Below are 15,896 nucleotides of genomic sequence, written 5' to 3'. Positions count from 1 at the left end.
GGTCGTGCCCGGCGCGGCGGTGCGCTGCCGGCGCCCGCCCGAACCGACCGGACGGTTCCCGGTTCATCGTCCATCGGGACGCTTCCCTTCTTCGGCGACGGTTGGCGGGTTCCGGACGGGCCCCAGGGCCCGCGCGGCGGCGAGGACCGGGCCGCGCACCTCACGGGCGCCGAGCCCGGTGCCGAGGGCCGCGAAGGCCAGCGCCACGGTGAGGCCTCCGAGGAGGGTCGAGAGCAGGGGGTCGGCGAGCGGTCCGGCGACGGCGGCGCCGAGCACGGTGGCCCCGGCGGCGGCGGCCACCAGCCGGCCGTGGCCGCCGAGCACCCGGCGCAGCCGCAGCGGGATGCCGCGCAGCACCAGGCCGTGCAGCAGCAGGGCGGCGGTGGCGGTGATGCCGGCCGCGTTGCCGGCGGCCAGCCCCAGGGCGCCGAAGCGGGGCGTGGCGAGCAGGCCGGTGGTGACGGTGACGCCGAGGCCGAGCACCATCGCGGCGGCCGGGTACCAGTCGAGCAGCCGGCGGCGGCCGTCCTCGGCGCCCGGGTCGTCGGCCCGGCGGACCACCGGGCGCAGCGAGAAGTACGGGCGGATCATCACGCCGATCAGCGCCTGGGCCGGCAGTCCGAAGCTGTACACCCGGATGACGTCGGCGGTGGCGGCGGTGTCGTGCGGGCCGAAGGCGCCGCGTTCGAACAGCAGCGAGACCACCGAGGGGGCACAGGCCATCAGGAAGGCGGTGCCGAGCAGGACGACGGCCGCCGCCTGGCCGAGGTCCTTCTCCACCCGGTCGCGGGCGGCGGTGAGGTCCCCGGCGGCGAGTGCCCGGGCGACCAGCGGAAAGGTGACGGTGCAGATCAGGATGCCCGCCGTCATGGCGAGTTGGGAGACCTTGGCGGCGTAGTTGAGGTGCGAGATGGTGCCCGGCGGCAGGGCCGAGCCGAGGAAGCGCTCGACGAAGACCTGGGACTGGCGGGTGAGCGTGAAGGCGGCCACCGGCAGCAGGGCGAGCGGCATCAGCACCAGGGTCCGGCGTGCGCGGCGGCCGCGGCCGGTGCCGGGCGGGCCCTGGCGCAGCCGGCGCAGGAACGGGCCGACCAGCAGGCCGGCCATCAGCAGGCTGCCGGCCGCGACGCCGAGGGCGGCGGAGCGCACGCCGAGGTAGGAGTGGAGGCAGAGCAGGACGGCGAGGATGCCGAGGTTGTAGGCGACGTAGATGCCGGCCGGGGAGGTGAAGCGGTGGTGGGCGCGCAGCGCGGCGGCGAGGTAGCCGGCCACCCCGAAGGGCAGCACGGTGACCGCGGTGATCCGGGTGCAGGTGACGGCCAGGCCGGGGTCGGGCAGGCCGGGGGCGAGCAGGGCGACCAGTTGCGGGGCGAGCAGGGCGGCGGCCAGGGCGAGGCCGCTGAGCGCGGTCAGCAGCCACGGCAGGGTGGCGCGGACCAGCTGGCGGACCGGGTCGGGGGCGTCCGGGTCCTCCTCGCGCAGCACCAGGGCGAGGGCGAAGGCGGGCACCATGAGGAAGGACATGGCGTCCTCGATCAGCAGCGGCGCGGCGGTCTCGGGGACGGTCCAGGCGACCAGGAAGGCGTCGGTGCCCTGGTTGGCGCCGAAGTAGCGGGCCAGCAGGAGGTCGCGCAGCAGGCCCAGGCCGGAGCCGGCCGCGCTGAGCACGGCGGTGACGCCGAAGGCCTTGGCGAGGAAGCCGCGCCGGGGGGCCGGGAGGGGCTCGGCGGCGGGGGCCCCGCCGGGGGCGCCGCGGGGGGCCGGGAGGGAGGAGGCGACGGCGGTCGGCCGGTCGGTGGTCACCGGGCGGCTCCGGTGGTCGCCGTGGTGGTCGCCGGGCCGGTGGCGGGGGGCTCGGGGCGGTGGGCGGCCGCGCGGGCGGCGAGGCCGAGCACGACGGAGGTCAGCACGGTGGTGGTGCCGCCGATGTCGGCGTACAGGAAGTCCACCAGCACCCAGGTGAGCAGGGCGAGTGCGGCGAGCCCGGGGCCGTGGCGGTGGCGCAGGCAGCCGATCAGCAGGGTGAGGAAGAGCGCGGCGTAGGCGGTGATGCCGATCAGGCCCTGCTCGCTGAGCACCAGGAAGTACATGTTGTGCGGGGAGAGCAGCGGTTCGCGCTGGAAGCCGATAGTGGCGTCGGCGGCGTCGCTGCCGGAGGACAGCCGCAACGGGGCGTGGCTGTCGCGCAGTTGCTGGAAGGCCTTGGGTCCGGCGCCCCGCACGGGGTGGTCCTGCCAGATCCGGCCGGCGGTGGACCACAGGTCGTACCGGTCGGAGACGGACTGGTCGGGGGCGGCCGAGACGGAGCCGATCGAGCCGAGCCGCTTGGTGACGCCGGAGCCGCCGAGGCCGAGGCCGCCGACCAGGACGACCGCGGCGGCCAGGCCGAGGACGGCGCCGCGCACCAGCAGCCGGGCGTCGGCGCGCAGCAGCAGCACGGTGGCGGCGAGGCCGGTGGCGATCCAGCTGCCGCGGCTGAAGGAGACGGCCAGCGGGAAGACGAGGAAGGCGGCGGCGGCGAACATCGCGCGGCGCAGCCGGGCGTCGCCGCCCGGTCCGCGCTCGCCGAGGGCCAGCGCCAGGGCGGCGAGCAGCCCGAAGCTGACCACGCTGGACATCGCCATGATGTCGAGCGCGCCGAAGGTGCCGACGGCCCGGATCGGCTCGCCGGTGTAGGAGGCGCCGGTGTGGGTGAGGTACTGCTTCGCGCCGACCACGCCCTGGATCAGCGCGGCGAGCACGAAGGAGCCGAGGACCAGGCGCTGGTCGGTGCGGTCGCGCAACGAGCAGAGGACGGCGGCGGGGACCAGGACGAACACCTGGGTGAGCCGGACGAAGCCGGTGACGGCGGCCGCCGGGTCGATCGAGCCGATGGTGGCGACGGCGGCGGCGGCGACGATCCCGCCGAACAGGGCGCAGGTGGTGCGGTCGACCGCGGGCAGCCGCCCGCGCAGCAGGTTGAGCGCGGTGAGGGCGACCAGGGCCAGCGAGGCGAGGTCGGCGGCGGTGACGTGGACGGCGGCGGCGACGTCCTTCTCCCCGGTGGGCACGCAGACCAGCAGGACGGTGGCGGCGGCCAGCGGGCTGGTGCGCTCCGCGAGCGCGGGCAGGGCCTTGCGTAACGCCGGGCGGGGGAAGGCGGGGAGGGTCAGGGCCACGCGGGGTCAGCTCCCGTCCGGGTGGAGCATCAGGACCGCGGTGCGGCACAGGATCTTGACGTCCTGCCAGAGGCTCCAGCTCTCGATGTAGCGGTTGTCGAAGCGGGCCCGGTCCTCGATGGAGGTGTCCCCGCGCAGGCCGTTGACCTGGGCCAGGCCGGTGAGGCCGACCGGGACCCGGTGGCGGTCGGCGTACTCGGGGTAGGCCTGGCCGAACCGCATGACGAAGTACGGCCGTTCGGGGCGCGGGCCGACCAGGCTCATGTCGCCGCGCAGGACGTTCCACAGCTGGGGCAGCTCGTCCAGCGAGCTCCTGCGCAGCAGCCGGCCGACGGCGCCCATCCGGTGGTCCTGGGAGATGTTCCAGCGGGTGGCGGACTCGTGCTCGTCGTTCGGGCGCAGGGTGCGGAACTTGAGGACGGTGAAGACCCGGCCGTTCAGGCCGGTGCGCTGCTGGCGGAAGAGCACGCCGGGGCCGGTGTCGAAGCGGACGGCGAGGGCGCAGAGCCCCAGGACGGGGGCGAGCAGCAGCAGGCCGAGGGCGGCGGCGGTGATGTCCAGGGCGCGCTTGGCGGCCCAGCCGGGGCGGCGCATCGCGGGGCGGCCGACCCGCAGGCAGGGGTAGCCCCACAGGTGGTCGCCGCCGGTGACCGGGGCGGTGGCCAGCGAGCCGTACTCGCGCAGCGCGGGCACCAGCCAGACCTGGCAGCCGAGCCGGGCGGCCTCGCGCAGGGTGGCGGCGGTCTCGGCCTCGTCGGCGGCGCCGGCCGTGGCGATCACGTGCTGGACGCCGTGCCGGCGGACCTCGCGCTCCAGTACTTCGCTGCCGCCGAGCACGGGCAGGTCGTTGTCACCGGGCAGCAGCGGCGGGTCGGTGTCCAGGAAGCCGACCGGGCGCATCCCGTACTCGCCGTGCTCGCGCAGGGCGGCGGCGACCCGGCGGCCGAGCCGGCCGGCGCCGAGCACCAGGACGGGGCTGGGGCGGCTGCGGCGGCTGCGCCGGACCAGGTGGTAGAGGACGGCGCGGCCGGCGGCGGCGATCAGCAGCTGGGCGCCGAGCAGGACGGTGAGCCGGGCCGGGCCGACCGGGCCGAAGCCGATCCAGTGGTCGGCGAGGCAGCCGGACAGGGTGACGGCGAAGGCGGTGGCGACCACGGCCCGGGCGGCCAGTGCGGGCAGTTCGTCCAGGACGGAGAGGGTGAGCCGGGAGCGGTAGAGGCCGCCGGTCAGGTTGAGCAGGAGCAGCAGGGGCAGGACGGCGGGGACGCCGAGCAGCGGGTCGAGCGGGGCGGCGGGGTCGACGGCCCGGTTGGCGATGCCGCCGGCGGAGCACAGCGCGATGACGTCGGCCTGGACCAGGGCGAGCGACAGGGCCAGCCGGGAGCGGGCCGTCCCGCGGGGCCGGTGCGGCGGTGGGACGGCCCGGGGGTGCGCCGCTCCGGCCGGCCGGTCGAGCAGCCCGGTGCCGGGGCGGCGGGGGCCGGACAGGGGCCCGGCCGGTCGGTGCACACGGTCGTGGTCAATGGTCATCAGCGCACGATCTCCCCTGCTGTGTGCCCGGGGTGACGGTGCCCCGGCACCGGTTGGCGCGGGGCGGCCGTCCCGGCCCGGCGGGCGCGGTCCTGACAGCGCCTGCTGCCGCATGGGGCTTTCGTGGGCCCGGCGGCGGGGCCGATCGCGAAGGAACCGGTCAGCGAGAAGTCGATCGCGAGGGGCTCAGCCGTTAATTCCCGGAAGGAAATCCGAACGAAGCAGGCAAAATCCGACAATACAGAACCGGGCGGTACAGGGCGGGAGTTGACTTGCCGATTCATTTCCCGCCGCCCATTAATAGTTATTTCGGATTTGACGCCTCGCCTCCGTATCCGGTCGAGGGTGCGAATACGACAACGCCGGAAACGGCGGGCATTCACGGCATGTGAAACGATCAGATCCGCTCTGGGACACGGGCCCGGCGCCGCCCCGAGGCCGGTCCCGCGCCCAGCAGGTGGCGGTAGAGGACGTCCACCTGTTCGACCACGGTGCGCACGTCGTGCCGGCCGACCACGTGGTCGCGCAGCCGGGCGCCGCGCCGCTCGCATTCGATCGGATCCGACAGCGCGTCCCCCATTCGGGCGGCGAGGGCCGGCGCGTCCTCGGGCGGGACCACCGCGTGCGCCAGCTCGGACGGCGGCAGGCACTCCCGGGCGCCGGGCACGTCGGTCAGCAGCACCGGGCGGGCGCCCGCCATCGCCTCCAGCGGGGCCAGCGCCATCCCCTCCCAGCGCGAGGGCAGCACCACCAGGTCGGCCGCCGCCAGCCACGGCCGCGGGTCCGGCACGTCCCCGACCAACCGGACCCGGGACGGCTCGGCGCTCGCCCGGACCAGCTCGGCCACCCGCTGTTCCTCCGGCCCGCCGCCGACCAGCGCCAGCCGGGCCCGCGGCACCCGGCGCAGCACCTCCGGCCAGGCGGCCAGCAGCACGTCCTGGCCCTTCTGCCGGCACAGCCGCCCGACGCACACCGCGAGCGGGGCGTCCAGGTCCAGGCCGAGCGCGATCCGGGCGGCTCGGCGGTCGGCGGGCGCGTAGTGGCGCACGTCCACGCCGTTGGGGACCACCGCCCAGTCGGCGTGCACCCCGGCCGCCACGCCGTCGGCCCGTTCCTGGACGCTGACGCAGAGCAGCCGGTGCGCCCAGCGGGTCGCGAAGCGTTCCCAGCGCAGGGTGGCGGCGGCCGTCGCACCGTCCACGGCGGCGAAGGACCAGGCGTGCGGCTGGAAGACGGTCGGCACCGTGCCGCGCACCGCGAGCCGTCCGGCCAGCCCGGCCTTGGCGCTGTGCAGGTGGACCACGTCGGGGGAAGCCGCCCGGACGATCCGGCGCAGCCGCCAGGCCTCGGCGGGGGTGCCCGGGCCGGGCGGGCGCCGGGCGGGCCAGTCCTGGACCAGCGCGCCCACGGCGGCGGCCTCCTCGGCCAGCCGCCCGCCGCGCGGACAGGCGACCAGGACGCGGTGGCCGGCCTCCCGCTGCCCCCGGACCAGATCGGCGACGACGCGGGCGACCCCGCCGTCCACCGGTTGCGAAATGTGAAGGATCGTCATATGCACGGCGGCGAGCCTAGGGTGGCTCCCCCGTGCCGGGCGGCCCCCGTCACCCGCAGGTGGCGGTTCGGCCACCCGTACGGCTTTCGGGTCGTACGGGTGGCCGAACCGATCGGATCTCCAAGCGATTCGATCGCATGGCCGGATCCGGGCTCGCCGGTCCGGGCACGCGGATCGAGGCACGCGGACCCGGACGGGACCGGACCCGGGCGGGACCTCGGTGGATCCGGCGGACGCCGGTGGCCTCAGCGGACCTCGGCGGCGAGGTTGGCCAGCACCTGGTCGTGGATCCGGTTCAGGCCCTTCGGGGCGAAGGTGCGCTCGAAGAAGCCGCCGATGCCGGTCGCACCCTGCCAGGTGGCGGTCACGGTGACCTTGGAACGGCCCTCGCCGACGGCCGAGACGGTCCAGGTGATCACCATGCTGGAGTTGGCGTCCTTCTCCACCAGCTGGTCGGGCTCCGGCGCGGAGACGGTGAACAGGCAGTCGCGCACCCGCTTCTCGGTGGCCTGGAGCCGCCAGTGCACCTGGGTGCCGGCGCCGGTGCCGCCGACCCGCACCTCGTACTCGCTGTACTGCGCGGGCAGCAGCTTCGGGCGGGTCACCTGGTAGTCGGCCAGCGCCTCGTACACCCGCTCGGGGGCGGCGTCGTAGACCCGCTCGGTGGTGGCCTGCACCTGTCCCATGACCTTGCTCTCCTCGTCCGGTGGGAACCGCTCTGTCCGGCAAGCCAATCACAGGCTCACGCCCGCGACGCGCCGGGATAGGGTGGCCGGTGTGCTCGATCTGGTGACTGCTGTGCGCTACGTCGACCCGCTGCGCGCCGGCGGCTCCGTCCCCGGCGTGGTGGAGACCGACGACCTGGGAACGTACGTGGTCAAGTTCACCGGGGCCGCGCAGGGCCGCAAGGCGCTGATCGCCGAGGTGATCGTCGGCGAGCTGGCCCGGCGGCTGGGCCTGCGGGTGCCGGAGCTGCGGCTGGTGGACTTCGACCCGGCCGTCGCCGCGGACGAGCCGGACACCGAGATCCAGGACATGCTCAAGGCCAGCGCGGGGCTGAACCTCGGGATGGACCTGCTGCCCGGCGCGCGGGACTTCCGGCCGGGGATGATCGCGGTGGACTCCGCCGAGGCCGGCCGGGTGGTCTGGCTGGACGCCCTGACCGGCAACGTCGACCGCACCGTGCACAACCCCAACCTGGTGGTCTGGCACGGGCGGCTCTGGCTGATCGACAACGGCGCCGCGCTGATCTTCCACCACCGCTGGGCCGGCGCCGAGGCGTCGGTCGGCAGGCGGTACGACCTCAGCGCGCACGCGCTCGGCGGCTCGGCCCCGGACGTCCGGCTGGCCGACGAGGAGCTCGGACCGCTGGTCACCGTGCCGCTGCTGGAGGAGGTGGTGGCGCTGGTCCCGGACGAGTGGCTGGCCGACGAGCCCGGCTTCGACTCGGTGGACGCCGTCCGGCACGCCTACGTCACCCACCTGGCCGCCCGGGTGGTGCTCTCCGAGGAGTGGCTGCCGGAGGGCTTCGCCACGCCCGAGCAGTTGCGCGAGGCGGAGCGGCGGCGGGCGGCCCGGACCCGGGCGGGGCGGCCGGCCTGGCTGCAGGAGGTGCCGGACCTGCACGGCAAGCCGTCGGTGGAGACGGTCTGGGAGCACCACTTCGACGAGGACTGACCGAGCCGGCGTGCGGGGGCGGAGGCCGCCGCGGGCCTTCGGTGCGGGAACGCGACCGGGGAGCGGACCCAGTGGGCCCGCTCCCCGGTTCTACTGTTCAGAGCTGTCCGCGGTCAGCGCGTCAGCGCCACCACTGGACCGCCTTCTCGGCGTTGACCAGGCCCGCGCCGTAGAAGCCGTTGTCGTCGGCGCCGCCCTCGCAGGTGGCCTTCCAGGTGCCGGCACCGCCCGGGTTGAACTCGCCGGTCGGGCACGGGACGGACTCGGCGTGGGTGGTCAGCAGCTCGGTCAGCTCGTCCGGGCTGGCCCACGGGAAGGTGCTGGCGAGCAGCGCGGCCACGCCGGCGACGTGCGGGGTGGCCATCGAGGTGCCCTGCATGTAGCCGTACTTGCCACCGGGAATGGTGGACCGGATGCGGCCGTCCTTGTCCGGGGTGTTCGGGAACTGGAAGCGGCGGTCGCCACCCGGGGCGGTGACGGACACGACGCCCTTGCCGTAGCTGGAGTAGTACGCCTTGACGCCGTCGGAGCCGACCGCGGACACGGCGACCACACCGGGCAGCTCGGTCGGCAGCGACAGGCAGTCGTTGGTGACCGGGCGGGTGGTGGGGGTGGTGTCGTCCGGGCTGGCCACGTCGACGGTCTTGTGCGCCAGGTCGATGTTCTCGTTGCCCGCGGCGGCGACGTTGAGGACGCCCTTGCGCTGCGAGAAGGCGACGGCCTTGCGGACGGCCTCCGAGATCGCGGCCTGGTCCTTGTCCGTCTTGCAGTTGAACATCCACGGGTCGACGAAGTAGCTGTTGTTCGTCACCTTGAAGCCGTGCTCGCCGGCCCAGACGAAGCCGCAGACCGCGTTCTCCGGGTAGATGAACCCGCCGTCGTCGACGACCTTGACGGCGGCCAGCTTCACGTTCGGCGCGACGCCGACGATGCCCTTGCCGTTCTTGGCGGCGGCGATGGTGCCGGCCACGTGGGTGCCGTGGTCGCTGGTGGTCGGCTGCCAGGCCTTCCAGTCGGTGTTCGTCTTGCCGTCGAGGCAGGAGACCGACTGCGAGGCGTCCACGTTGGCGGCCAGGTCCTCGTGGGTGGCGTCGATGCCGGAGTCCAGCACGCCGACGGTGACGTTGCGGCTGCCGAGCGAGATCTTGTGCGCCTTGTCGGCGCCGATCTGCCGCATGTCCCACTGGTAGGCCTCGTCCGGGTCCTCACCCGGGGCGGCGGCCACGGCGGCCGAGTCGGTGGCGACCTCGGCCTTACCCTGGTCGGAGGCCTGGATGCCCTTGGTGCGGCTGGCGCCGACCGAGTCGACGCCCTTGGCCAGGCGCAGCTTCTCGGCGAACTTGGTGTCGTTGGAGCGGGCGACCACGACGCCGACCTGCTCGTACGACTGGACCACCGTGCCGCCGAGGCCGGCGATGGCCTTCTCGACCTTCTGCACCTGGCCGTGGTTGGCCTTGGTGTTGACGACGTAGCTCAGCAGCGGACCGGTCGTCGAGTCGGCCGTGGGGGCCGCGACAGCGGTACCGGCCGGCAGCGCGAGGGCGCCGGCGGTGGCGAGTACGACGCCCACCGCCGCGTACCGGGTACGACTGATCCGAGGAACACGCATGAGGGTTGGCCTCCCGGCTCGTCAGGCGGCAGCTGCGATGGGCAGGTGCGCTTGGGAATGACCGGGACGCTAATGAATATTTGGTTATAAGCGCAAGGGGTAGTCATCTAATCGTCACATCGTGACCAGGGACAGGGCCTACGGACAACCGGCCCCAACACAGGAAACAGAGGTCAAGAGTGTTAAAAAGTGATGGTTCGCCGACGTGCGGCCACACCCGTCACGACATCGGCCACCAGCACTGATCGCATCCCTACAACGCGTACAGCCGACGGGCGTTGTCAGCCGCGACCGACCGCGTCAGCCGCTCGGCGTCGGCCGCGGAACAGGCTCCGTCGGCCCGCCAGGCCGCGAGCAGCGCACCCAGTCCGTACCGGAACTGACAGGTGCCCACCAAATACAGTTCGGGCAGGCCGTAGGCGTCGGTGGAGAACAGCATTTTCCCGAACGGGGCCAACTCCAGCATCTCGCCCAGCACCGCGGCCGCCCGCGGCCCGGTGTAGGAGGTGGTCAGCCCGAGGTCGGTGTACACCGTCGGGAAGGCCTGGGCCAGCCAGGCGGCCTGCCGGTGGTACGGGTAGCCGTGCAGCAGCACCAGCGGGACGCCGCTGGGCTCGGCGGCCCGCACGAAGTCCGTCAGCAGCGACGGGTCGGCCCGGTGCAGGGTGAGGTCCGGATCGCCGAAGCCGGTGTGGAGTTGGAGCGGCAGGCCGAGCTCGGCGCAGACGTCCACGGCCGTCCAGAGCAGGTGGTGCAGCAGGACCGGGTCGGTCAGCCGGACCCGCCCGGCGCGCAGGTGGGCACCGGCCGCGGCCACCACGGCCGCGGTGGCGGGGCGTTCGGCGGGCGCGGCCAGGCCGTGCCGGTAGGCGAGCACCGACTTGACCGCGACGGCCCCGGCGGCGGCCGACCCGAGCGCCTGCGCGACGGCCCGCGGCCAGTCCGCGGCGCCGCACGCCACCGTCTCGGCGACCGACTCGGACCGGACCACCTCGCGCACCGAGGCGCCGGTGGCCTCGGCCAGTTCGGCGGGCGGCAGCAGCGGGTGGCCCGCGGCGGTGGTCAGCCCGGTGTCCACCAGGCAGGTGTCCAGCCCGGCCGCCGCCAGTAGCCGCCCGGCGGCCTCGGCCGCGCCCAACTCCCGCCGCCGGGCCAGGTAGTCGGCGGCCGGGGCGTGCGCCGGCAGGCCGAGCACGGGCGGGCACCAGCGCCGCACCGCCAGGCCCAGCGCGCTGTCGAAGGGCGAGCAGCCGGGCGCGGGCGGGCGGTCGGACTCGGTGAGCAGCCCGGCCAGGGCGTCGTCGGTGAGCTCGGCCGCCACCACGCTGTGGCAGTGGTGGTCGACCAGCGCGGGGCCCTGCGGCCGGGCCACCGCTCAGTACCGCCAGCGGGTGGCCGCGACCAGCTCCTCGGGCGTGACGGCCGCGTACTGCTCCCGCTCCGCCCGGCGCACCGCCAGCACCGCCTGGTAGAGCGGCTCGCCGAGCGCCTCGCGCAGCACCGCGGAGCGCTCGTACGCGGCGATCGCCTCGGCCGGGCCGGTCGGCAGCCGGGGCACCGTACCGGGCTCGGCGGCCGCCGGATCCCCGGTGAACTCCGGTGGGAGGGCTCGGCGTTGGTCCAGCCCGGCGAGGCCGGCCGCGATCACCCCGCCGACCGCCAGGTACGGGTTGGCGCTCGCGTCGAAGCACTTGACCTCGGCGTTGGCGGTGGCGGCCCGCTCCCCGGTGGAGCCGGTCACCAGGCGCAGCGCGGCCTCGCGGTTCTCCAGGCCCCAGCACTGGTAGGCGCCGGCCCAGTGCGAGGGCACCAGCCGCAGGTACCCGGCCGGGCTGGAGCAGCCCAGCACCAGCAGTTCGGGCAGCGCGTCGAGCACCCCGGCGAGGAAACCCTCGGCCTCGGCGGTCAGGCCGTGCGGGCCGGGGCCGCCGTGGCCGAGGTTGCGGCCGTCCCGCCAGAGGCTGACGTGCAGGTGCCCACCGTTGCCGACGACGCCGGTCTCGACCACCGGGGCGAAGGAGGCCCGCAGGCCGTGCCGGGCGGAGACGGCCCGGACGGTGTGCCGGACCAGGACGGAGGTGTCGGCGGCGGCGACCGGGCCCTCGGGGGCGACCGAGACCTCGAACTGGCCCGGGGCGTACTCGGGGTGGATCTGGAGGACGCCCAGCCCCTGCCTGCCGAGGGCGGTGAGGACGTCGCGCAGGTAGTCGGAGAGGTCGGTGACCCGGTGCATCCCGTACGCCGGGCCGTGCGTCGGGTACCGCGGCTCGTCCTGCGGGGTGCCGGCCAGGGCGACCGTCCACTCGACCTCGATGCCGGCCTTGAGGCTCAGCCCGCGCGCGGCCGCCACGGCCTGGGCCCGGCGGGCGAACAGCCGTTGGCAGCCCGGGTGCGAGCCGCCGGCCTGGGTGTACCTGTCCCCCGGGGCCCAGGCCCAGCCGGGCTGGGCGGCCAGCGGGACGACCCGGTCGAGGTCCGGGTAGAGCCTGAGGTCCCCGGTGGGGCCGCCGATGATCGGGCTGGTGGTGATCGTGTCGTCGGCGAGGAACACGTCGAAGCAGGGCGCGGTGCCGACGCCCCACTGCGCGGCGTGCGCCAGGCCGCCGAGCGGCACGGCCTTGACCCGGGTGACGCCGGCGTTGTCCACCCAGGTGACGGCCACCGCCTCGACGGCCTCGGTGCGCAGCCGGTCGGCCACCTCCCCGGCCCGCTCGGCCCGCTCGGCGCGCGAGGGCAGCGCGACGGCCGCCGCCGCGGCGGCGGCGAGCCGGTCGGCGCTGACGGGCGGCTCGGCGGGACCGGGAGCGGTGGGATCGGGCGCGGCGGGGCCGGCGGAGGCGGTTCCGGGGGTCATGCCTCCCATGCTGCCCCGCCGGTCACGGTCGGGTAACTCCCCTATCGGGTGGTCCTATTGGCAGCCCTGTTCACCCGTTCACCCGTTCGGGGCGAACCCGGCGGCCGGCTCCGCCGCGCGGTCCGCTCCAGGTGGTCGGCGTCCGCGTGCGAGGGCAGGCGGTGGCGGGTTTTCGCCTCCGCCCCCTTCCTACTCGCGAGTAGCTTCGCTACAGTGGCCGGACACGCACCACCGCCGGGCTTCGGGAGCCGCACCGGCGGCAGGCCGCGGTCGCCGTTTCTCCGGCGCCCGCGCGGTGCGCTCTTCACCGGCAGGTGCCGCGGACCGCGGCGGGCCGGGTCTCCTCCTCGTATCAGAGTCGCTTCCTTCACCTTCGAGCGCCTGAGCACCACGGCACATCCGCAGTTCGGCCGGAGCGGACCGGCCGCTGCCCGATGCGCCGCACCCGTCATCTCCCCAGCCCCCGCGCGTGGACCCTCCTCCGGCGGCGGCCGCCCCCGGCGTACGGGCGCGGCGGCGTGCCCGCCGGAGCACGCGCGGGCCCTTCATGACTAGGAGTCAGGACAGATGGAGCGTCCCTTCCCCACTGTCGCCGTCGTCGGCCTCGGCACGATGGGTGCCGGCGTCGCCGTGGCGGTCGCCAAGAGCGGCCGCCGGGTGATCGGCATCGAGGCCACCGAGGACTCGGCCGCCCGGGCGCTGGCCCGGATCGAGGAGGCCACCGCGCACGCCGTGGACCGGGAGCGGCTGACCGCCGAGGAGCGCGCCGGGCTGCTGGCCCGGCTCTCGGTCGGCCACGAGCTGGCCGCCGCCGCGGACGCGGACCTGGTGATCGAGGAGGTGCCCGAGCAGCTGGAGCTGAAGCGGGAGGTCTTCGCCGAGCTGGACCGGATCTGCCCGGAGACCACCGTGCTGGCCACCGGCACCACCGCGCTCTCGGTGACCCGGATCGCCGCCGCGACCGCCCGCCCGGAGCGGGTGCTCGGCCTGCACTTCTTCAACCCGGTGCACAGCATGAAGCTGGTCGAGGTGGTCCGCACCGTGCTGACCTCGCCGCGGACGGCCGAGGACGCCGCCGCCTTCGCCCGGGACCTCGGCAAGGAGCCGGTGGCGGCCGGCGACCGGGCCGGCTTCGTGGTCAACGGCCTGCTGTTCGCCTACCTGAACCAGGCCGCCGCGATGTACGAGTCCAAGTACGCCTCGCGGGAGGACATCGACGCCGCGATGCGGCTCGGCTGCGGCCTGCCGATGGGCCCGCTGGCGCTGCTCGACCTGATCGGCGTCGACACCGCCCGCACCGTGCTGGAGGCGATGTACGAGCAGTCCCGGGACCGGCTGCACGCCCCCGCCCCGATCCTCGGCCAGCTGGTCGCGGCCGGGCTGCTGGGCCGCAAGACCGGCCGCGGCTTCTACACCTACGAGGCGCCGGGCTCCTCCCGGGCCGTGGACGCGGCCACCGGGCCGGCCCTGCCGAAGGTGCCGGGCCGGGAGGTGCGCACCGTCGGCGTCTGCGGCTCGGGGACGATGGCCACCGGCATCGCCGAGGTGTTCGCCAAGGCCGGGCACCCGGTGCTGCTGGCCGCCCGCAGCCAGGAGAAGGCCGAGCGGGCCAAGGCGCAGCTGGCGAAGTCGCTGGAGCGCTCGGTGGCCAAGGGCCGGCTGTCCGCCGAGGCGCGGGACGCCGCGCTGGCGCTGGTGACCCCGGTCGGCCAGTACGCCGAGCTGGCCGAGGTGGACCTGGTGGTCGAGGCGGTCGCCGAGGACCTGGCGGTCAAGCGGGAGCTCTTCGCCACCCTGGACAAGATCGTCAGGCCGGGCGCGGTGCTCGCCACCACCACCTCCTCGCTGCCGGTGATCAGCTGCGCGACCGCCACCTCGCGGCCGCAGGACGTGATCGGCATGCACTTCTTCAACCCGGCCCCGGCGATGAAGCTGGTCGAGGTGGTCTCCACGGTGCTGACCGCGCCGGACGTCACCGCGACCGTGCTGGAGCTGACCGCCAAGGTCCGCAAGCACCCCGTGGAGTGCGGCGACCGGGCCGGCTTCATCGTCAACGCGCTGCTCTTCCCGTACCTGAACGACGCGGTGCGGATGCTTCAGGAGCACTACGCGACGGTGGACGACATCGACACCGCGATGAAGCTCGGCTGCGGCTACCCAATGGGCCCGTTCGAGCTGCTGGACGTGGTCGGCCTGGACGTCTCGCTGACCATCGAGCAGGTGCTGCACCAGGAGTTCCGCGAGCCCGGCCTGGCCGCCGCGCCGCTGCTGGAGCACCTGGTCGCGGCGGGCTGCCTGGGCCGCAAGACCGGCCGCGGCTTCCGCGACCACGCGCGCCGGTGACCACGCCGCAGGCCGGTGGCACGGCCGCCGGGAGCGGCGCCCCGCCGTACGGCTCCGCGCCCTCCGCGGCCTCCACGCGCCCCGGCTGGAGCCCCGGGACGGTGTCCTCCCGCTGGCCCCGCCCGGCCGTGACCGGCCCGGTCGCGCCGGTGCGGCGGGGAAGGGCCGCGGCCGCTCCGTCCGGGCCGTGTAGCGTTCCGGACATGGATCGGGTTCAGTCAACCTCCCCGCAGCACCCCGCCGGGCCGCACGGCGGCACCGACCGGACCGCCCCCTCGACCGGGGGCACCGGACCGGAGGGCGGGCCGGGCAGCCGCCGGGCGGCGGCGCAGCGCCAGCAGATGCGCCAGGACCTGGCCACGGCCGCGATGGAGCTGTTCGCCTCGCAGGGCTACGAGGAGACCACGGTCGACCAGATCGCGGCCGCCGCCGGGGTGGCCCGACGCACCTTCTTCCGGTACTTCCGGTCCAAGGAGGAGGCGATCTTCCCGGACCACGACGACACCCTGGTGCGGGTGGCCGACCTGCTGGCCAGTGCCGAGCCGGAGGAGCACCCGCTGGACGTGGTCTGCCGCGGCATCAAGGAGGTGCTGCGGATGTACGCCTCCACCCCGGGGGTGTCGGTCGCGCGGTACCAGCTGATCCGCCAGGTCCCGGCGCTGCGCGAGCGGGAGATCGCCGTGGTGGCCCGTTACGAGCGGCTGTTCACCCGCTACCTGCTGGGGCGCTTCGACACCGGCGAGTCCATCCCGTCCGGCTGGCAGCGCGGCGGCGAGGACGACTCGATGCTGGCCGAGGTCTCGGCGGCGGCGGTGGTCGCGGCGCACAACCACGTGCTGCGGCGCTGGCTGCGGGCCGGCGGCCGGGGCGACGTCGAGGCGCAGCTGGACCACTCCTTCGAGGTGATCCGGCGGACCTTCTGGGCCGCCAGCGCACCGGGTGCCAGACGCCGGGGATCGGTGGTGGCACCGGGTGCCAACGGGACCCCAGGGGACACCGGGGCGGAGAGCGCACTGAGTGCCAGTCCCGGAGGTGAGGTACTCATCACAGTCGCCCGGACGGACGCTCCGCTGGAGGTCGTGGTGGACAGCATCCGGGCCGCGCTGAGTGGCGCCCGGGAGTCATAGCGGCAACGTTTACGCAGGTCAGAGCAGTGTCGAGGGCCCGCGCCGA

The 15,896-nt window shown here is 75.1% G+C and carries 11 protein-coding genes; 3 read left to right on the top strand and 8 right to left on the bottom strand.

The window, feature by feature from the left end; translation table 11 throughout:
• Positions 1-63 precede the first annotated feature (63 nt).
• The 5 genes from murJ to ACFY0X_RS27515 form a co-directional block, all read right to left on the bottom strand.
• On the bottom strand, positions 64-1,803 hold the full coding sequence (murJ, locus tag ACFY0X_RS27535) for a murein biosynthesis integral membrane protein MurJ (protein ID WP_387758458.1): 1,740 nt from the start codon (positions 1,801-1,803) through the stop codon (positions 64-66).
• Positions 1,800-3,158 carry an O-antigen ligase family protein gene (locus tag ACFY0X_RS27530; RefSeq protein WP_387758456.1) on the bottom strand — a complete coding sequence of 453 codons (1,359 nt, stop codon included), beginning with the start codon at positions 3,156-3,158 and terminating at the stop codon, positions 1,800-1,802. Before ACFY0X_RS27530 ends, murJ begins: the two co-directional genes overlap by 4 nt.
• Positions 3,159-3,164: 6 nt before the next feature.
• Positions 3,165-4,688 carry a sugar transferase gene (locus tag ACFY0X_RS27525; protein WP_387758454.1) on the bottom strand — a complete coding sequence of 508 codons (1,524 nt, stop codon included), beginning with the start codon at positions 4,686-4,688 and terminating at the stop codon, positions 3,165-3,167.
• A 397-nt stretch (positions 4,689-5,085) separates the two neighbouring features.
• Positions 5,086-6,240: a glycosyltransferase gene (locus ACFY0X_RS27520; protein WP_387758452.1), complete on the bottom strand. Its 1,155-nt coding sequence runs from the start codon at positions 6,238-6,240 to the stop codon at positions 5,086-5,088.
• 245 nt (positions 6,241-6,485) lie between these two features.
• Complete coding sequence (locus ACFY0X_RS27515; RefSeq protein ID WP_359903353.1) at positions 6,486-6,926, bottom strand: SRPBCC family protein; 441 nt, start codon at positions 6,924-6,926, stop codon at positions 6,486-6,488.
• Positions 6,927-7,017: 91 nt separating this feature from the next.
• Between ACFY0X_RS27515 and ACFY0X_RS27510 the strand changes: the two genes are divergently transcribed.
• The gene (locus ACFY0X_RS27510) at positions 7,018-7,917 is read left to right on the top strand and encodes a HipA family kinase (protein WP_387758450.1); all 900 of its coding nucleotides are present in this window, start codon (positions 7,018-7,020) and stop codon (positions 7,915-7,917) included.
• A gap of 121 nt (positions 7,918-8,038) precedes the next feature.
• On the opposite strand, the gene ACFY0X_RS27505 is transcribed toward ACFY0X_RS27510, so the two are convergent.
• The 3 genes from ACFY0X_RS27505 to ACFY0X_RS27495 form a co-directional block, all read right to left on the bottom strand.
• Entirely contained in the window at positions 8,039-9,526 is a 1,488-nt protein-coding gene (locus ACFY0X_RS27505; RefSeq protein ID WP_387758449.1) for a S8 family serine peptidase, read from the bottom strand.
• Positions 9,527-9,779: 253 nt separating this feature from the next.
• Positions 9,780-10,898, bottom strand: coding sequence for an amidohydrolase family protein (locus ACFY0X_RS27500; RefSeq protein ID WP_387758447.1), 1,119 nt, complete (start codon positions 10,896-10,898; stop codon positions 9,780-9,782).
• Positions 10,899-10,901: 3 nt separating this feature from the next.
• Positions 10,902-12,380 (bottom strand): glutamine synthetase, encoded by a 1,479-nt coding sequence (locus tag ACFY0X_RS27495; RefSeq protein ID WP_387758446.1) that lies wholly within the window; start codon positions 12,378-12,380, stop codon positions 10,902-10,904.
• A 567-nt stretch (positions 12,381-12,947) separates the two neighbouring features.
• On the opposite strand from ACFY0X_RS27495, the gene ACFY0X_RS27490 reads away from it, so the two are divergent.
• Complete coding sequence (locus tag ACFY0X_RS27490) at positions 12,948-14,723, top strand: 3-hydroxyacyl-CoA dehydrogenase family protein (protein WP_387758445.1); 1,776 nt, start codon at positions 12,948-12,950, stop codon at positions 14,721-14,723.
• Between the two features lie 203 nt (positions 14,724-14,926).
• The gene (locus tag ACFY0X_RS27485; RefSeq protein WP_387758443.1) at positions 14,927-15,850 is read left to right on the top strand and encodes a TetR family transcriptional regulator; all 924 of its coding nucleotides are present in this window, start codon (positions 14,927-14,929) and stop codon (positions 15,848-15,850) included.
• The last annotated feature ends 46 nt before the right edge of the window (positions 15,851-15,896 follow it).

Source organism: Kitasatospora sp. NPDC001547 (assembly GCF_042894165.1).
GTDB lineage: Bacteria > Actinomycetota > Actinomycetes > Streptomycetales > Streptomycetaceae > Kitasatospora.
This window is presented reverse-complemented; position numbering and strand designations above follow the sequence as displayed.

Bases quoted from the DNA above. Each gene is read 5' to 3' on its own strand.
- ACFY0X_RS27525 (WP_387758454.1), bottom strand. From the start codon at position 4,688: ATGACCATTGACCACGACCGTGTGCACCGACCGGCCGGGCCCCTGTCC.
- ACFY0X_RS27520 (WP_387758452.1), bottom strand. From the start codon at position 6,240: ATGACGATCCTTCACATTTCGCAACCGGTGGACGGCGGGGTCGCCCGC.
- ACFY0X_RS27515 (WP_359903353.1), bottom strand. From the start codon at position 6,926: ATGGGACAGGTGCAGGCCACCACCGAGCGGGTCTACGACGCCGCCCCC.
- ACFY0X_RS27505 (WP_387758449.1), bottom strand. From the start codon at position 9,526: ATGCGTGTTCCTCGGATCAGTCGTACCCGGTACGCGGCGGTGGGCGTC.
- ACFY0X_RS27495 (WP_387758446.1), bottom strand. From the start codon at position 12,380: ATGACCCCCGGAACCGCCTCCGCCGGCCCCGCCGCGCCCGATCCCACC.
- ACFY0X_RS27490 (WP_387758445.1), top strand. From the start codon at position 12,948: ATGGAGCGTCCCTTCCCCACTGTCGCCGTCGTCGGCCTCGGCACGATG.
- ACFY0X_RS27485 (WP_387758443.1), top strand. From the start codon at position 14,927: ATGGATCGGGTTCAGTCAACCTCCCCGCAGCACCCCGCCGGGCCGCAC.